The 18,575-nt window shown below is 62.0% G+C and carries 14 protein-coding genes; 8 read left to right on the forward strand and 6 right to left on the reverse strand.

Annotation, left to right across the window (positions count from 1 at the left end; all coding sequences use genetic code 11):
• Positions 1-303 precede the first annotated feature (303 nt).
• The 4 genes from VHD36_20025 to VHD36_20040 all read left to right on the forward strand — a co-directional run bounded on the left by VHD36_20025 (position 304) and on the right by VHD36_20040 (position 4,709).
• Entirely contained in the window at positions 304-1,515 is a 1,212-nt protein-coding gene (locus tag VHD36_20025) for a D-arabinono-1,4-lactone oxidase (protein HVU89628.1), read from the forward strand.
• A gap of 189 nt (positions 1,516-1,704) precedes the next feature.
• A complete protein-coding gene (locus VHD36_20030; protein ID HVU89629.1) occupies positions 1,705-3,282 on the forward strand; it encodes an AMP-binding protein in 1,578 nt (525 codons plus the stop codon).
• A 119-nt stretch (positions 3,283-3,401) separates the two neighbouring features.
• Positions 3,402-4,193 carry a crotonase/enoyl-CoA hydratase family protein gene (locus VHD36_20035; GenBank protein ID HVU89630.1) on the forward strand — a complete coding sequence of 264 codons (792 nt, stop codon included), beginning with the start codon at positions 3,402-3,404 and terminating at the stop codon, positions 4,191-4,193.
• Between the two features lie 234 nt (positions 4,194-4,427).
• Complete coding sequence (locus VHD36_20040; protein HVU89631.1) at positions 4,428-4,709, forward strand: hypothetical protein; 282 nt, start codon at positions 4,428-4,430, stop codon at positions 4,707-4,709.
• A 137-nt stretch (positions 4,710-4,846) separates the two neighbouring features.
• Here VHD36_20040 and VHD36_20045 read toward each other — a convergent pair whose 3' ends face one another.
• From VHD36_20045 to VHD36_20055, 3 genes are all read right to left on the reverse strand, one after another.
• On the reverse strand, positions 4,847-6,634 hold the full coding sequence (locus VHD36_20045; GenBank protein HVU89632.1) for an acyclic terpene utilization AtuA family protein: 1,788 nt from the start codon (positions 6,632-6,634) through the stop codon (positions 4,847-4,849).
• Between the two features lie 159 nt (positions 6,635-6,793).
• Entirely contained in the window at positions 6,794-8,767 is a 1,974-nt protein-coding gene (locus tag VHD36_20050; GenBank protein HVU89633.1) for a biotin carboxylase N-terminal domain-containing protein, read from the reverse strand.
• A 2-nt stretch (positions 8,768-8,769) separates the two neighbouring features.
• Positions 8,770-10,374, reverse strand: coding sequence for a carboxyl transferase domain-containing protein (locus VHD36_20055; GenBank protein ID HVU89634.1), 1,605 nt, complete (start codon positions 10,372-10,374; stop codon positions 8,770-8,772).
• A 337-nt stretch (positions 10,375-10,711) separates the two neighbouring features.
• On the opposite strand from VHD36_20055, the gene VHD36_20060 reads away from it, so the two are divergent.
• Entirely contained in the window at positions 10,712-11,704 is a 993-nt protein-coding gene (locus tag VHD36_20060; protein HVU89635.1) for a GTPase, read from the forward strand.
• A gap of 35 nt (positions 11,705-11,739) precedes the next feature.
• The gene (locus VHD36_20065; protein ID HVU89636.1) at positions 11,740-12,450 is read left to right on the forward strand and encodes a 2OG-Fe(II) oxygenase; all 711 of its coding nucleotides are present in this window, start codon (positions 11,740-11,742) and stop codon (positions 12,448-12,450) included.
• Positions 12,451-12,514: 64 nt separating this feature from the next.
• Here VHD36_20065 and VHD36_20070 read toward each other — a convergent pair whose 3' ends face one another.
• Together VHD36_20070 and VHD36_20075 are read right to left on the reverse strand one after the other, a co-directional pair.
• Positions 12,515-13,420: a hypothetical protein gene (locus tag VHD36_20070; GenBank protein ID HVU89637.1), complete on the reverse strand. Its 906-nt coding sequence runs from the start codon at positions 13,418-13,420 to the stop codon at positions 12,515-12,517.
• Between the two features lie 211 nt (positions 13,421-13,631).
• Positions 13,632-14,123, reverse strand: a complete 492-nt coding sequence (locus VHD36_20075; protein HVU89638.1) for an SAM-dependent methyltransferase — start codon at positions 14,121-14,123, stop codon at positions 13,632-13,634.
• A gap of 354 nt (positions 14,124-14,477) precedes the next feature.
• On the opposite strand from VHD36_20075, the gene polX reads away from it, so the two are divergent.
• Positions 14,478-16,193, forward strand: coding sequence for a DNA polymerase/3'-5' exonuclease PolX (gene polX, locus VHD36_20080; protein HVU89639.1), 1,716 nt, complete (start codon positions 14,478-14,480; stop codon positions 16,191-16,193).
• 55 nt (positions 16,194-16,248) lie between these two features.
• On the opposite strand, the gene VHD36_20085 is transcribed toward polX, so the two are convergent.
• Positions 16,249-17,871, reverse strand: coding sequence for an arylsulfatase (locus VHD36_20085; protein HVU89640.1), 1,623 nt, complete (start codon positions 17,869-17,871; stop codon positions 16,249-16,251).
• Positions 17,872-18,100: 229 nt separating this feature from the next.
• Here VHD36_20085 and VHD36_20090 point away from each other — a divergent pair.
• A partial coding sequence (locus tag VHD36_20090) for a rhomboid family intramembrane serine protease (GenBank protein HVU89641.1) occupies positions 18,101-18,575 on the forward strand: 475 nt, incomplete at its 3' end.

Below are 18,575 nucleotides of genomic sequence, written 5' to 3' on the forward strand. Positions count from 1 at the left end.
ACAAACGACTCTACGAAATGCTCTGCCACTACCTCAGCGGCTGGGCCACACTCGACGAACTTGAGCAAGCTATCGCCAAACATCACGCCACAGCGAAACCCCCGTAGCAAATCTTGAACCGAACACTATTGACCCTCTCCCGAAGGGAGAGGGAACTTCTATTCGGCCAACGCATCACGCCAATCATCAACAACCAGCCAAGGATCATGCTCGCAGCCGGGCACGCCGCCCGGTAAGTTACCTGCTGCCACGCACTCATCTTACGCGCTTCCGCGCGCCCGATTCAGGAGAGGCAGGTAACCCATGTCGCGATGGTCGAATTGGTCGGGCTCGGTCAAGTGCAGCCCACGCGAGATTCTCTACCCGGTGAACGAAGAGGAAGTCGCAGCGATCGTGCGGCGCGCCGGCGCATCGTCGCAGGTCGTGCGCGTGGCGGGGACCGGGCATTCGTTTACGCCGCTGTGCGCGAGTGACGACATTCTGCTGTCCCTCGACCGGCTGGAAGGGGTCGAGTGGGCCGATACGCCGAACGGCCTCGCCGCGATTCACGCTGGCACGAAGATTCACGCCCTGGGAGAACTTCTGGTCTCACACGGTCTGGCCCTGCAAAATCAGGGAGATGTCGACGTGCAGGCGATCGCCGGCGCTGTTTCGACCGGCACCCACGGCACCGGGCCAACGCTGGGGAGCATCTCAACGCAGGTCGTCGGGCTGCGCATCGTGACGGCCACGGGCGAAGTGCTCGATTGCTCGCCCGAGGCCGACGCCGAAGTGTTTCGCGCAGCGCAGGTTTCGCTTGGCGCGCTGGGCGTGATCACGTCGGTGCGGATGCGCTTGCTCCCGTTGTACCGGCTGCACGAGGTGACGCGTCGCGAGGCGCTCGATCATTGCCTGGCCACGCTCGACGAGCGATCGCAGGCGAACCGCCATTTCGAGTTCTTCTGGTATCCGGCCGACGATTGTGCGTTCACCAAGACGCTGAACCCCACCGATCTGCCGGCAACCGAGCCGCTCGAACCGATTTCGAACGCGGCCGGCGGATTGGCGAGCGAGGAACGGGAACGCGTAGGCAATAGCTGGCAGATTTTTCCGACGGTGCGCGAAAATCGTTTCAACGAGATGGAGTACTCGGTGCCGGCCGGGTGTGGCGTGGAATGCTTCTTGGCCATCCGCGATCTGATGGGCCGCAAGCACTCGAACGTCACATGGCCGGTGGAATTCCGGACCCAGGCGGCCGATCCGATTCTCATTAGCGCGGCGCACGGGCGGTCCACCGTGGCCATTTCGATCCATCAGGCCGCCGATCTGCCGTGCGCCGAGTTCTTTACCGATGCCGAGGTGATTTTCCGGCGGCACGAGGGGCGCCCGCATTGGGCAAAAATGCACAGCCTGACCTGCCGGGAGCTGGCCGACTTGTATCCCGCGTGGGACCGATTCCAGGATGTCCGCCGGCGTCTGGATCCGCAGGGACGATTCCTGAACGCGCATTTAAGGCGGTTGTTCGTCGAAGCCTGACGGGAGTGACGGGGGCGGCCGACGCGCTCTCGGCCGAATGTCGGGGCGGCGATTTCCCGTTTTTTGCGCGGCATTCGTCGGCGAAGTCGTTATCTTGAGCTTCCCGGGGGTTATCCAAGACAATCGCGCGCCCGTGCCGCGGCGCCCGCGGCGTGACGAATGGCACAAGCTCGCTCGAACGAGGGGAACATGACGCTCAGGAATCTGGCGGAATTGGCGGAAGCTGCGGCCGAGCGCTTGGGCGAGCGCACCTGCTACGAGATCGACGACCAGCACTTCCATTACGTGCAGCTGCTCGAGCGCGGACAACGCCTGCAGGCCGCGTTCGCCGAATTGGGACTCGAGCCCGGCGCCCGGGCTGTCGTGCTGATGATGAATCACGCGCTTGTCTATCCCGTGTTCCAGGGGATCTTTCGTTGTGGCGCTACGGCCGTGCCCGTCATGCCGCAAGCTGCCGCCGCCGAGTTGCGTTACGTGCTGGTCGATACGCAGGCACAATTCGTGATCACTGACGCCGATCGACTGGCGACGGTACGCGAAGCCGCGGCAGGCTTGCCCCATGTGCGACAGATACTGGTGCAAGGGGGCGTCGACAATCCGCAGGCGAACCCGCCCGAGGTGAATCTCGACGCGCTTTTGAGTTTTGCCCCACGAACGTCGCTGCCGCAGCTCGGGCATGGCGACGGCGCCGTGATGCTGTACTCATCGGGAACGACTGGGCGGCCCAAAGGAGTGCTGTTGACGCATGGCAATCTGTTGTCGAGCGCCGAAGCGGTGGCCGAGGCCGAGGAATTGTCCAGTTGGAAGTGGCCGCGCACGACGGTCAGCGCCATGCCAATCGCGCATATCTTCGGCGTGGCGATCATGCACGACTTGCTAATGACGCCCGACTACCTGGCCGACCAGACGCGCTTGATTCAATTGAGATGGTTCGAGCCGGAACCGTTCATGGCGTTGATCCAAAAACATCGTTGCACGGCGACCGCTGCCGTGCCGACGATCCTGGCCGTGCTTTTGCACCATCCGAAGTCGAAGGATTATGACCTCACGTCGTTGGTCGAGGTGGTTTGTGGCGGCGCTCCGTTGCCGGTGGAGTTGGCGCAGGCCTTCATGCGCCGCTATCCGGCGCGGATCCGCGAGGTGTATGGGCTGACCGAGGGGACGGGCCTGGGGACCGCCAACCGCCGTACCGAGCCGTACCGGCCGGGCTCGGCCGGCCGCGCCTATTGCAATACGGAGCTGAAGATTTTGGATGACAATGACCAGCCGCTGCCTACTGGCGAGCGTGGCGAGATTTGCATGCGCGGCCCGATCGTCATGCAAGGGTATCACAACCGGCCCGACGAGACGGCTCAGGCGCTGCGCGGCGGCTGGCTGCACACGGGCGACATCGGCTACCTCGATCCCGATGGATTCCTGTTTGTCGTCGATCGGAAAAAGGACATGATCATCCGCGGCGGAGAAAACATTTATCCGGCCGAGCTCGAGGCGGTGCTGCACGAGCATCCGGCCGTGGCCGAAGCAGCCGTGGTGGGTGTGCCTGACGAAGTGTACGGTGAAAACGTCGTGGCCTTTGTCGTTTCCAAGCCCGGCGCTTCGGTCAGCGACGTGGAAGTCGTCGAGCACGTGTGCCGGCACGTAGCGCGGTTCAAGGCCCCGAGCCATGTCCATTTCTTGCCGGCCTTGCCCAAGAGTAATATCGGCAAGATCCTCCGGCGAGTGCTGCGCGACAAAGCGCACGAACACATGAACGCGAAGACGACGTAACGGGCACTGAAAGTCCGCTCGGCGAGCCCGGCGGCTAAATAGGGATATCGCTTCGGATTCTTCGTTCTACTGACTACCGACTACTGACAACTGACTACCGATTACTGACTACTTTTCCGATGCCCGACTTCCAAACGATAACACTCGACATCGATCCCCTCGGTGTGGCCCGGCTGACGCTCAACCGTCCCGAGGCCCGCAATGCCATGTCGCAGCAGATGATTCGCGACTTGCGCGCCGCCGCCGAGCACCTCGCGGCGGAGAATGCCGTGCGCCTCGTCGTGCTCTCGGGCGCGGGTGATCATTTCTGTGCCGGGGGCGACCTGAAGGAAATGCAGGTCCAGGTGAAGCGAAGCCGTGCGGAGCGGATTGCCGACGCGACAGAGCTGGCAAAGCTTTTGGCCGAGTTGGATCGTTTTTCCAAACCCATCATCGGCCGCATCAACGGTTCGGCTTTTGGCGGTGGGTTGGGCTTGATCTCGATCTGCGATATCGCGATCGGCGTCACCACGGCGCGCTACTGCCTGACGGAAGTGCGCTTGGGGCTGGTGCCGGCCACAATTTCGCCCTACGTGGTGGCGAAGCTGGGCGTGCCGCACGCCCGGCGCGTCATGCTCAACGCCACCGACATGGACGGCGCCGCGGCAGTGCGGTGGGGACTTTTGGACGAAGTCGTCGAGCCATCGGTGCTCGACGCGGCCATCGAGCGCGAAATCTCGGCCTTCCTGCGCTGTGCTCCGGGCGCGGTGGCCGATTGCAAACGACTCATCGAATTCGTCAGCACGCACGCGACCGAAGAAAACATCTCCTATACGGCGAACCAATTGGCCGACCGCTGGGAAAGTGCGGAACTGGCCGAGGGAATCGCCGCGTTTTTGCAAAAACGGAAGCCGTCGTGGAATACCGATTAGCGATGCTTGATATGAACTCGATCTCACGGCGAGTTTTTGACCGCGGCCACGTCCGATATCGCGGATTGGTCGGGTTATGGTGCGCGAATGTGTCGAGCAAACGGGGGTTTCCCTTGCCGAGGGAATAATCCCGGCGGATTCGGAATCTAAAGTTGCGGTGAGACGCCGGGCCAGGCGCCCGGTACGTCTGTAGGGGGTTCGCCGAATTTAATTGCTGAGAAAGGATCTGGAGCCATGAAGAAGTTCATCGGAACTGTGATGGTGTTGAGCGCGGTGACGCTCGTCGGTTGCGCCGAAGCCAAGAAGGCCGGCAAGGCTGAAGCCGAAAAGGCCTCGGCCGCCATGCACGAGGGCGGGGAAAAGTTGAAGGAAGGCGCCGAAAAGGTCGGCGAGGGCGTGCAGCATGCTGGCGAGGCCGCCGTCGAGAAAGGCAAAGCCGTCGGCGAAAAACTAGAGGGCGCTGCTGTAGGCGCCGTCGAAGGTGCTAAGGAAGGCGCGGCCGACGCTCCCAAGTAGTCGAATTTGCGTTCGCCTCATGGGCGAAAGGATCATCAATCCAACGCAGCCACTGGCCGCCTGGGAAAACCTCGGGCGGCCAGTTGCGTTTACGAAAGCGCAATTGACTCACTGGGCCACAATGCCAGCAAGGATTTTTACTTTGGCGCGTCGGCCAAAAGCACTTCCGGCAGATCGACCAGCCGCGAACGCAGGTATTCGCCCAAGCTCTTGGCCTGGGCATCGGGGCGCGTCGAGGACGAGACCCCTTCGCCCAGCAGGCCGACCACGACGAAGTTCAGCGCCTTGAGCAACGGGAACTCGAAGCGCCGCACGACCAATTCGGTCGATTCCGGCACAAGCACCTTGAACTCGTCGACCGTCAGGAACGAATTCAACCAGTCGTACGCCCGGTCGCTACGCGCCCAGACGCCGACGTTGGCGTTGCCCCCCTTGTCGCCGGAGCGCGCGCCGAAGATCGTTCCCAACGGAACGCGCTTGGTCGTGCCGCCGACCGCGTCGCGCGGGACGTACATTTCGGCCGTGTCCGGCGGATTCACCTCTCCGCCCGAGGTGGGGGCTGGAGGGATCGCGATCGTTTTGCCGTCGGGGAGCACGACCTTGTAGTCCGGCACATCGGCGGGCACGAGCGCCGGCCAGTAGACGCCGTACGGCGTCGCTTCTTGCGGCGGCGTCGTGCAATAGAAGCCCGGGTAATTGGCCAGCACCATTTCGACCACGGCGTTGGAAAAGGCGCGGCCGACCCGCTTCGGGTCTTGCCCCTTGGCCGTCACGCGCAGATTGGCACTCGCTTCGGGGTTCGTCGAGGCGTCGGGCTTGTCGCTTCGCACAAGGTCGAAATCGAGGGAATCGAATTTGTCGGCGCCCCCCAATTCCTTGATGAGCGTGCGGCGTGCCAGGTCGGCCTTGCCTTCGATATCGAGGCCCGTCAGCACAAAAGTCATCGAGTTGCGGAACCCGCCTAGATAGTTGATGCACACCTTCACGCGATCGGGGGCAGGCTCGCCACGCACGCCCGAGATTCTTACGCGGTCCGGTCCTTCTTGCGCGAGGTGAATCGTGTCGAAGCGCGTAACGACATCGGGATTGAGGTAACGATGCCCGTCGATCTCGTACAGCAACTGTGCCGTGACGGTGCCGACCGAGACCAGGCCGCCCGTGCCGGGGTGCTTGGTGATGATGCTCGATCCGTCGGCGAACATCTGGGCCAGCGGAAAGCCGGGGTGCTCGAGCCCCGGCACTTCGCGAAAGAACGCATAATTGCCGCCCGTTGCTTGCGCGCCGCATTCCAGCACGTGACCCGCGACGACCGCTCCGGCCAGACGATCCCAATCGGTGCGCGACCAGCCAAAATGAAACGCCGCCGGTCCGACGACCACCGAGGCATCGGTAACGCGCGGGCAGATGACGATATTCGCCCCATGCGCGAGAGCCTCGACGATGCCCCACGCGCCCAGGTAGGCGTTGGCCGTGAGCGGCGGGGCCTTGAGTTCCGACAGCGGGCGGCCGGTATCCAGGTGACGCAGCTCCTCGCCAGCTTGGCGCAGCGCCGGCAGTTTCGGCAGCAGGTTATCTCCCTCGATGTGGGCGATCGAGGTTTTGATACCCAACTTGTCGGCCAGCGCTTTCAACTCGCCGGCCAGCCCCGCCGGATTCAATCCGCCGGCGTCGGTAACAATCCTTACGCCGCGCTCCATGGCCAGGCCGAGCACGTCTTCCATCTGCCGCAGAAACGTGGTGGCGTATCCCTTCGTCGCTTCCTTTTGCTGCGACTTAAAGAGGATCAGCATCGTCAGCTCGGCCAGATAATCGCCGGTGAGATAATCGATCGGCCCTCCTTCGAGCATCTCGCGCGCGGCGGCCAGCCGATCGCCGTAAAAGCCCGAGCAATTAGCAATTCGCAGCGGTTCCGATTTCTCGGGCATGACAATTACCTGTTGTGTGAGAGAAGCGAGCGATGTTGCCCTCTTCTATATCTCAGCATATTGCGGCGGGGAACCCCCGGATTGGCACTTCAGGGTGGCACGGACAACGACGTTGTCCGTGCCACCCTTTGATGAACGTCGCGAGGAAATGTGGCCGCTTCACATTTGTTCTTCGATCACGGCCAGCACGGTTCGCGCCTCGACGTGCATTGCCTTTTGCACGCGTAGCTCGGTCACGCGGCCGGCGGCCGGCGCCGTGACGGGATAGAGCATCTTCATCGACTCGATCACCACCAGCACGTCGCCGGCGGCTACCTGATCGCCGACGTTTACCTTCACCGCATCGACGACGCCGGGCAGCGGTGCCACGAGCGAGCCGGGCTGCACCTCTTCCTCGATCGTCGGGAAGCGTGGCAGTTCGACGAGCGCCGAGGAGCCGAGTGGGCTGTCGACGTAGAACGTGTCGCCGACGTGGTGAATGTGATACGAGCGCAGAATACTCGCCGTTTCTAATTCGACAAGTTCCGCCGTGCAGCGGCCGACCCGCGGATTCGGCTGTGCCGCGCCGTCGGTCGCAAGGCTGAGCACACCGCGCGCCCAGCGATACGCGACCTCGATTTCGCCATGAACGCCGCGAAACTTCACAATCTCGGGCTGCGAAGGGTTGTTCCGCCAGCCGCTTGGTATCGTCGATAGCACGGTAGCGCTTGCCTGACGCTCGGCTGCCGCCGCCAGGGCCGCCGCGGCCGCATGTAGCTTCTCTCCCGCTGCGTCACACAACGGTGCCGATAGCTCGGTCGCCGGATGCCGTTCGAGGAAATGGGTGTCCGTTTCGCCCGCCAGGAATTGCGGATGCCGCAGTATGTGCACCAGCAACTCGCGGTTCGTGCGCGGTCCGTGAATCTGCGCCCGGGCCAAAGTCGCGCTGAGCGCACGTGCCGCCTCGGCACGCGTCGGTGCGCGGACGATCAACTTCGCCAGCATCGGATCGTAATAGGACGTGATGGTCGAGCCATCCACGACGCCCGATTCGATTCGCACACCCGGTCCCGGCGGCACGTCGAATCGGTGCAACTTGCCGGTCGAAGGGGCGTAGCCCTGCGCGGGATCCTCGGCGTACAGGCGCACCTCGATGGCATGGCCGCGCGGTTTCGCGTGCCACACTTCCTGCGGCAGGGCGTGCCCCTCGGCGACCAGAATCTGCAATCGCACCAGGTCCAGGCCGAGGATTTCTTCGGTGACCGGATGTTCGACCTGCAAACGCGTGTTGACTTCCAGGAAGTAGAACTTGCGATCCGGTCCGAGCAAAAACTCGACCGTTCCGGCATTCGTGTAGCCAATCGCCTCGCCAGCCCGGACCGCGGCGCTGCAAATTGCGGCGCGCAATTCTTCATCGAGGGCGGGCGAAGGAGCTTCCTCGATGATTTTCTGGTGCCGCCTTTGGATCGAGCATTCGCGCTCAAGCAGATGCACGATATTGCCGTGCGTGTCGCCGAAGATCTGGACCTCGATATGCCGCGGCGCGTCCACGTATGGCTCAAGGAAGACAGTTTCATCGCCGAAGGCCGAGCGGGCTTCGCGCTGTGCGGCTTCGACCGCCGCCGGCAGTTCGGCCGCTGTGCGCACGATCCGCATGCCGCGTCCGCCACCGCCGGCCGATGCCTTCACCAGGATCGCCGGGCCGAGCGCCGCCGCCTCGCGCGCCAGGTCGGCGGCCGATTGTTTGCCGATCGCGACGCTTGGCAGCACCGATACGCCCGAGTTTTGCATCCGCCGCTTGGCCTCGATCTTCGAGCCCATCGCCGCGATTGCCTCGGGCGTGGGACCGATAAAGGTCAGACCCGCCTGGCCGACGCGCCGCGCGAAGTCGGCATTTTCCGACAGAAAGCCATAGCCGGGGTGTACGCCATCGGCGCCGGTCAGCTTGGCCGCATGCAGCAGCGCCTCGACATTCAAATAGGTCTCGGCGCTCGACGAGCCGGCGAGAGGCACGACTTCATCCGCTTCGCGCACGAACGGAGCCTCGCGATCGGGCTCGGAACAAACGGCCACGGTCGCGATTCCCATGTCGCGACACGTTCGCATGACACGGCGGGCGATTTCGCCACGATTTGCAATCAGGATCTTCTTCATCGTTACATGCGAAAGACGCCCCACTGCCGCGTTCCCCGGACTTCGTTCGAGTGGCACGCCGACAGCGACATGCCCAGCACCGTGCGCGTGTCGCGCGGATCGATGATACCGTCGTCGTAGATGCGGGCGCTGGTGTAAGCGGCCAGCGACTCGCTTTCGATCTGGTTTTCGACGAAGGCGCGTTGCATCTTGTCGGCCTCTTCGTCGAACGGACGGCCGGCCTCGGCGGCGGCCGCGCGGCCAACGATCGACATCACGCCGGCCAGTTGCTGTGGTCCCATCACGGCCGTCTTGCTGTTGGGCCAGATGAACACGAACCGCGGGTTGTAGGCCCGACCGCACATGCCGTAATTGCCGGCGCCATACGACGCACCAATCTGCAGCGTGACGTGGGGCACGGTGCTATTCGAGACGGCGTTAATCATCATCGCGCCGTGCTTGATGATGCCGCGTTGCTCGTATTCCTTGCCGACCATGTAGCCGGTCACGTTCTGAATGAACACGAGTGGCACGTCGTTGCGATTGGCCAGCTGGATGAACTGCGTGGCCTTCTGGGCCTCTTCAGAAAAGAGCACGCCGCGGGCGTTGGCCAGAATGCCGACCGGAAAGCCGTGGATCGACGCCCAACCCGTGACCAGGCTCGTACCATACAGTGGTTTGTATTCGTCGAATTGCGAGCCGTCGACCAGGCGGGCCAACACTTCATAGATATCGGCGGGAATTTTGAGGTCCGAGGGCGCGAGGCCCAGCAAGTCCTCAGCGTCGTACAGCGGTTCGGCGACGGCGCTGCTGGGAGGCGGCCCCAGCTTGTGCCAATTCAAGTTCGCCATGATTTGCCGACCCAGCCGCAGTGCGTCGTATTCGTCGTTGGCCAGGTAATCTGCCAGCCCCGAGACGCGGGCGTGCATTTCGGCGCCGCCCAACTCTTCGTCGGTCGACTCTTCACCGGTGGCCATCTTCACGAGCGGCGGCCCGCCGAGAAACACCTTGGCCCGGCCGCGCACGAAGACCGAGTAATCGCACATGGCCGGGTTGTAGGCGCCGCCGGCCGTCGAATTGCCGAACACCAGCGCCACGGTCGGAATGCCCAAAGACGAGAGTTGCGTCAGATCGCGGAACACGGCGCCGCCGGGGACAAATATCTCGGCCTGGCGCGGCAGATCGGCTCCGCCCGACTCGACCAGAAAAATCACCGGCAAGCGGTTCTGCCGCGCGATCGTGAGTGCCCGCAATGTCTTGGCGAGCGAATAGGGGTTCACCGCACCGCCGCGCACGGTGGGATCGTTTCCGGTGATCAGGCATTCGACGCCGGACACGACGCCGATGCCGCCGACGCCCGACCCGCCGACGTGATATTCGGTGCCGGCCGCGGCCACGCTCGACAGTTCGAGAAACGGCGAGTCGCGATCGATCAACAACTCGATCCGCTCGCGGGCCAGCAGCTTGCCACGCTTGTGATGACGCTCGGTGTACTTGGGCCCGCCGCCGGCGCGGGTTGCTTCGAGCAGCTTGTCGAGTTCGGCGAGTTGCTTCTCGAGCGCGGCGCGGTTGGCCTGATAGACAGGCGCCTGGCGATCGATCTTGGAGCGGAGCACCGCACGCGTCACGGCCGATGAATCTCCCGCAGATGAGCGAGCGCCGAGAATCCCCTCCCACGGCTTGTGGGAACGGTAGCGGCGCGGCGGCGCGGCGTCAACTGGCTATCCGAAGAATGGCCGGTCCCGCAATGGTTGGCCGTAGGACGGACCGTGCAGCCGGGACGGCCGCACCACAACTCGTGTCACGTCAGCTTGTTGTGGTGCAGGCGTCTCGCCTGCCGCCTTTGCGCGGCATAAATGTTAGCGGGCTCGCACGATGGTTGCCGGACAGCGGACGACCGCTGCCGTCGCGAAGCGAAAATATTATGCTGGATGAAGGCAACGCAACCTGCCTGGCACGCACCGCATGGCAACGAATCTCACCCCGCAATATCACAAGGCCGAAGAAGCCTATCGTCGCGCCACGACGACCGAGGAGGAGTTGAAGTGGCTGGAAGTGATGCTGCGCGAGATGCCCAAGCACAAGGCTTCGGAGAAGCTGCAGTCGGACCTCAAGCAGAAGATCAGTCGGGCCAAGAAAGAGGTCGAGGCCGCCAAGAAGGCGCCAGCCAAGGGGCACGGCGTGAAGATTCCCCGGCAAGGGGCCGGCACCGTGCTGCTTTTGGGTGGGCCCAACGCGGGCAAGAGCCAGTTGCTGGCGGCCCTGACCCGGGCTACGCCCGAGATCGCACCGTATCCCTTCACCACGCGGACGCCGCTGCCGGGGATGATGGCCTGGGAAGACGTGCAGGTGCAAATGGTCGACACGCCGCCGATCACGCCCGACATTTTCGAGCCGTATATGCAAGGGCTGATCCGCGGCGCGGACCTGGTGCTGCTATTGGTGGATCTGGGCAGCGACGAGGGGATCGACGAGTGCCAGGCCCTGCTCGACAAGCTGGCCGCGACCAAGACGCGCCTCGCGCGGACTTCGCACTTGGACGAAGACGACATCGGCCTGTCCTACACGCAGACGTTTCTTGTGCCCAATAAGATCGACCTTGAGGACGCCCCGATTCGGCTGGAATTGATGCACGAGTCGAAGAATTGGGATTATCCGGAGTTCGTCGTTTCGGCCGCGGCCGGCACTGGTTTGGAAGAATTGCGCACGGCCGCTTACCGGGCGCTCGACGTGATGCGCATCTACACCAAGCATCCCAAGGCCAAAGAGCCCGACTACGAGCGTCCGTTTACCTTGCGGCGCGGTGGCACCGTGGCTGACGTGGCAGCGCTCGTCCACAAGGATTTTGCCGAGCAATTGAAGTCGGCCCGCGTGTGGGGCGCCGGCGTCCACGATGGCACGCCCGTGAAAGGAGATCACGTGCTATCGGACAAGGATGTGGTGGAGTTGCATATCTGATTGCGAGCGAAGGCATGTTCAAAAGACCTCCATCGATGTCCATAGCTGAATGGCGAGTGCGCATGGTCGATTGGGAGATCGTTGAACGCGATCTTGATGAGCATGGCTATGCCACCACGGGGCCGATCCTATCGCGACGGCAATGCGCCTCGTTGCGCAAGGCTTTCGCGGACGATTCGCTATTTCGCAAGACGGTTGTTATGGCGCGGCACGGCTATGGACGAGGAGAATACAAGTACTTCAACTATCCTTTGCCCGAGGTCGTGGCGACGTTCCGCGAGACGTTCTATAGGCCTCTGGCGGGAGTTGCCAATCGCTGGAACGAACAGTTGCGACGCGAGCAGCGCTTTCCCATGACGCACGCCGAGTTCTTGAAACGCTGCCACGCCGCCGGTCAAGAGCGGCCGACGCCGCTGGTGCTGCGCTATGAAACCGGCGACTTCAATTGTCTGCACCAAGACGTGTATGGCGAGCATGTGTTCCCACTGCAAGTGGCGATCCTGCTCTCGGACCCGGCCCAGGATTTCACGGGGGGCGAATTCGTGCTGACCGAGCAGCGGCCGCGCAAGCAATCGCGCGTGGAAGTGGTGCCGCTACGGCAAGGGGAGGGTGTGATCTTCCCGGTGCAAGCCCGACCCGCCGCCGGCACCCGCGGCATCTACCGCGCCAACATGCGCCACGGCGTGAGCCGCCTCCGCAGCGGCGAGCGGTACACGCTGGGCGTGATTTTTCACGATGCGAAGTGACGCATGAAGCGGTCGATCATACGCTGACGGGGGAAGTCTTTGGAGTAATCTTTCAGCGCCTAAGTTAAGGCTCCGGTGACCGGAAAAGTACTTTGCCGTCCCGCACCATGACCTTTCCATCTTTTACTAGAATTCCGCCTCGCTTCTTCCGTTGCTCTACCAACGTCTTGTTGAGCGATTCGGCTAGAGCCACAGCTTCGTCCAATGCGGGCCCCTGGTACCCAGCATCGGCCAACAGGTGAACAATTGAATCCACCGAACGGAATGTACGGGAGACGAAGCCGACCGGCTCGCCCGGAAAGCCGTCGATTTGTCGAGATACCAGAACAAGCAATTTATTGAGAAATGAGTTCGGAAACAACGCGTCCGGGTCGGACAATAGACGTTGCTGGCTCCGCGTAAGATCCAAGAGTTCCTCCAGAATATCAGGAACCCTCTCGAGTGGGTCGATGTCGGTCACTTCCTCGACGTTGGCTGCTTGTATTCGCTCAAGCTCCATTAGGTCTTCCGCAAGGTGGTCCCACCAAACATCAAAGCTTTTCCGCAGTTGCAAGTCGGCAATTCGTTCGTGCTCGTCAATTCTGTTATTGATGCTCTTGACGATCTTGAACACTTCCTCTTTCTCATTGAGAGCCGACTGGAACTGCAATAGCGGGCCATGGACGTCTGATCGTTTGATGTTGAACAGGAACGGCGTGACGTTCGACCTGTCGATGCTCTTCGAAAGAGCTCCAGCCTCGAAGCACAGCCACGGTGCATTTAGGTTGTCCTTCGTCACACAAATTATTCCATATGCCGAGGCCTCAAGCTCTCTCGCGATATCGGTACTCCACCTCGTCCCCTTGTCGATATCTTCCGACGATACATAAGGCTGAATTGATTGAATGACCGACGGAAGCCAATCACGGAACGCCAACGCGACCTTATGGCTGCAGTCGCCAGACCAGCTAAGAAATACCTTAATCGCCATTTTTATCCTACGTACATGTCCTCACTTGTTTGCTTTGGCGTAGTATATCAGCGCCGCTGTCGCGGGTGGCACGGAAAGCTCGTCTGTCGGTGCGCCGTCAGGCGCTCTGCGTTTTCTGACTCCCGCAGGTGTGCGACGCGCCGTACCGCAGAACGCTGAGCGCCTTCGGCGCCCTGACAACGAGTTATCAGGGCCACCCAGGTGAGGGCGGCTAATCTGCCTTCTTGAAATAATCCGCCATCAGCTCGCTCATCCATTTGGGCTGGCGGACGTCTTCGCGGCGGGGTTCGAATTCCAGGACGTACGGCTTGATGTCGACGACCGGGGTGCCGTTGATGGCGTCGAGCTCGGCCACGGTCAGAGTCAGTTCTTCGACCGATACGAGCCGGCACGTTGAGAGGCCGAGCCGGTTGGGGCGGCTCTTTTTGCGCTGGGCAAAGATGCCGACCTTCGGCCAGGCCGGGTTCTCGCGCGGGTGTTCGGCCGCCATCACGAGCTTCGCGGGATCAACCCGATCGAAGACGTACAAAATCTGCACGTGCGAGAACTCGGCCAGCCCGGCCAGCGCCGAGGTATCGAATTGCGCGGGATCAAGGTCGATGTGGGCCACAGTACCGCCCCAAAAATCGTCCACCGCCGCGTCGCGCGACGAACGCACGTGGCCGATCGGGCGAATCACGAACTCTTGCTGCGGTGTGCTCATCGCTTACCCCTACTTGGTTTCAAGAATCCATCCACAGATTACGCAGATTTCGCAGATGGGAATAAAGATAAAGGCGCCGGCCCAGACCGACAGCCAAAACATTTTGCCCAGGGCCATTCCTGTTGTCCTGCTTCAAAAAGATGCAGGCGAGACGCCTGCACCACAACACGATGTCGATCCGACACTAATTGTGGTGCGGCCGTCTCGGCTGCACGAATCCGCTTTTTCAATCACGAAAGGCCCGGCGCATTAGTGCCTCCCGCGATATCTACCAGGACCATTATGATATGATCTGGTTCGGGCTTGCGGCTTTCAGTCGGCACGTGATAGTTAGAAATGGCGACGCGCATGACGATGAAAAACGGCGAAATTGCCGACGTTTTCGACCAGGTGGCCGACCTGCTGGAATTCCAGGGAGAAAATCCGTTCCGACTGCGGGCTTATCGCAACGCGGCCACGACGCTGCGCGACTTGACCGAATCGGTCGCGAAGATCGCTCAGGATCCCGAACGCAAGCTGACCGACCTGCCCGGCGTGGGCAAGGATCTGGCCGACAAGATCGTGACGCTGGTCACGACGGGCGAGCTGCCGCTGTTGGCCGAGCTGACGGCCAAGACGCCGCCGTCGGTGTTGATTCTGCTGCGCGTGCCGGGCCTCGGGCCGAAGAAGGCCGCCGTGCTGTACAAGGAGTTACAGATCGGCACGCTCGAGCAATTGCGCGAGGCGTGCGAAGCCCATCGCGTGCGCGACCTGAAAGGGTTCGGCGAAAAGACCGAGCAGAAGATTCTCGACGGCCTGTCGCTGGCCGCGACGAGCGAGGATCGCATCTATTGGGCGACGGCCGACGAATACGTACAGGCGATGCTGGAACAGTTGCGCAAGTGCAAGGCGGTCGAGCAGGCCGAAGCCGCGGGCAGCTATCGCCGCCGGCGCGAAACGATCGGCGACTTGGACCTGCTCGTCGCTTCGAGCAAGCCCGACGTCGTGATGGACCATTTTGGCAAGTTCGAAAGCGTCACCGGGGTCATCGCCCGGGGGGATACGAAGATGTCGGTGCGGTTGTCGGGCGGATTGCAGGTCGATTTGCGGGTGGTGCCGGCCGAGTCGTTCGGCGCGGCGCTGCAATACTTCACCGGCTCGAAATCGCACAACGTAATCCTCCGCGGCCGGGCAAAGACCAAGGGATTGAAGATCAACGAATACGGTGTCTATCGCGGCGAAGAATCAATCGCCGGCCGGACTGAAAAGGACGTGTACGCCGCGCTCGGATTGCCAGTGTTTGCCCCGGAGCTACGCGAGGGACGCCGGGAATTCGAATGGGCCGACGAAAAGAAGCTGCCGGAGCTGGTCGAGCTTGAGGACCTGCGCGGCGATCTGCACATGCACACCGACGCCACCGACGGCAAGGCGACCCTGGAAGAGATGATCGCGGCGGCGCGCGAGCGCGGCCTGGCATACATCGCCATTACGGATCATTCCAAGCGCGTGTCGATGGCCAACGGTCTGGACGGGCCGCGCCTGAAGCGGCAGTGGGCCAAGATCGATAAGCTGAACGAGGGGTTGCGCGATTTCAAAATCCTCAAAGGAGTCGAGGTCGACATCCTGGAAAAAGGCGGGCTCGATCTGGAAGACGAGGTGCTCGAGGGCGCCGATTGGATCGTGGCCAGCGTTCACTACGGGCAGAATCAACCGCGCGAGCAGATTACGAAACGCATTGTCGACGCCTTGAAGAATCCCAACGTCTCGGCGATCGCCCACCCGACGGGGCGCATCATCAATCGGCGCAAGTCGTACGAGGTCGATCTGGAAACGGTCTTCAAGGTGGCCAGTGACTTCGGCAAGTTGCTGGAATTGAATGCGAATCCGGCAAGGCTGGATCTCGACGACGCGGCCTGCGCGGGCGCCAAGAGCCACAAGATTCCGATCGTGATTTCGAGCGACGCCCACAGCACCGTCGGCCTGGACGTGCTGCGCTACGGCGTCAATCAGGCGCGGCGCGCAGGGCTGACCAAGGCCGACGTGGCCAACACGCGCCCGTGGGCCGAGATGAAGAAGCTGATCGGCAAGTGATGGATTGCGGGGCGCCGTTATTCGCCGGACGCAATCAACGGCTCTGCACGTCCACTCACTTCGTATGACGCGACATAATCGCGCGTTGGATCTGGGCCTTCACGTCTTCCATGTTGAAGCTGGCCCCCTTTTGGATCGGCGGGAATTCGACGAAGGTTTGCGCGTACTTCGCCACTTCCTGCTGCACGAAGACAAAGCGCCAGAACTCGTACACGAACCAGTTGTAGTAGCCCAGTGATCCGTTCGTCTTGCCGTCGAACATGCCAGTGCGCTCGAACGGGTCGAGGCGCAGGTTGACGAGGATGGGCCAATCGACTTTATCGGTGGCGCCGAGCCAGCCGTTGGGCTGATCGGTGAAGCGGTACTTGAAGTCGTCGATGCGAACTGCGCTGAGCGTCCCTTCAGTGAAGTAAAAAATCTCGTGCCGCTTCGAGGGGCCCTTGCCGGTGATCAGATCCATCTGATTCTGGCCGTCGAGGTGTACTTTGTAATTGGTGTCGCCCAGTTTCTTGCCCTTGGCGAGTTCGCTTGTGATGTTGGGATTGCCGGCCGCGGCACAGAACGTGGGGAACCAATCGAGTCCGGAGACGATGCCGTTTTCAACCTTCCCCTCGGGCACCTTGCCCGGCCAGCGGATGATCATCGGAACGCGGAAGCCACCTTCCAGGGCCATGCCCTTGCCGCCGGCAAACGGGGTCTGACCCCCGTCGGGCCAGGTGAAGTTCTCGGCACCGTTGTCGGTGCTGAAGGCCAGGATCGTATCGCCTTCGAGCCCATCGTCGGCCAGCTTCTTCATGACAGCGCCAACGATATCGTCGAGCTGCGCCATGCCGGCCTCTTGGATTGTCCAACCGTTTTGCGGCGTGCGCATCTTCTGGTACTTTTCCGACAGGTGCGTGACGACGTGCATGCGCGTGGGATTGAGCCAGACAAAGAACGGCTTGTTATCCTTCTTCGCCTGGTCGATGAACTTGACGGCCGCCGCCAGAATCTCGTCGTCGACCGTTTCCATGCGCTTCGGGTAGAGGGTTCCGGCGTCTTCGATCTTCTGCTTGCCGACCTTACCCCAGCGCGGATCAACGGTCGCGTCGTCGCGGTCGGTGGCCCAGCAGTGCAGCATGTTGCGCGGGCCAACCTTGTCTTTGAGTTCCGGAGGATAGTTCGGGTGCGCGGGGTCCTCCATGGCGTCGAGGTGGTATAGATAGCCGAAAAACTCGTCGAAGCCGTGTACCGTCGGCAGGAATTCGTTCTTGTCGCCGAGATGATTCTTGCCGAATTGCCCCGTTGCGTAGCCCATCGACTTGAGCGCCGTGGCGATCGTGGGGGCCTGGGCGGGCATGCCCAGTTCGGCGCCGGCCTGGCCCACGGTCGTCAGACCGGTGCGGATGGGGAGCTGGCCCGTGATGAAATTGGCGCGCCCGGCCGTGCAACTCGCTTCAGCATAGTAGTCGGTAAAGATCATGCCCTGCGCGGCCAAGCGATCCAGATGCGGCGTGCGACCGGCCATCATGCCGCGATGGTAGGCGCCGATGTTAAACCACCCGACGTCGTCCCCCATGATGAAGATGATGTTCGGCTGCTTCGGACGCCCCTGCGCGTGAACGGGAGGCGCACAAGCGATCGAAAGCGCACACGCCAACAGTGCGAAACCGGCGGCACGTAACGGATGGCGATTCATCGGTGAACCTCCTGAGCAGGGCGGTAAGCGACCCTTGATGAACGTGAAACACACGCTGGCGGCATCATGCCGCGGTCGAATCGACATAGAATTGTTCGATGGGTGGCATCAACATAGCCGCGCGCAAGGAGCGCTGCAAACAGTGTCGGTTGAAAATGCCTCGATTCGCCGAGGGGCAATCGGCAGGTAGAATGCGGACGTGGCCCGAGTCGACTTTGAGGGCACTGCGATGGTTTTTCCGATCAGCGACGACAACTCCGATTTGCGCTCGGTGCCAGTTGTCAATTACGCGATCATCGCCATCAACGTCTTCGTGTTCGTTGTGTTCCAGGGAATGGGCACGAACGAACAGTTCACCTACAAGTACGCCACGGTGCCAGCCGAAATCAAGACGGGCAAGGACGTCGTCACCGACGAGCGCATCGTCGTCGATCAAAATACCGGCCAGCAGTTTCAAGTACCTGGCCTGCAGCCGACGCCGATCTCGGTTTACCTGACCCTCTTGTGGTCGATGTTCATGCATGGCGGCATCGCGCACATCGCCGGCAACATGTGGTTTCTATGGATCTTCGGCGACAATGTCGAAGATCGCATGGGACACGGGCGCTATGCGATCTTCTATATGCTGAGTGGTGTGATCGCGTCGATCAGTCACGTGCTCATGAACATGAATGGTGCCAACAGCCTGGTGCCCAGTCTGGGCG

The organism is Pirellulales bacterium (assembly GCA_035546535.1).
Taxonomy (GTDB): Bacteria; Planctomycetota; Planctomycetia; order Pirellulales; family JACPPG01; genus JACPPG01.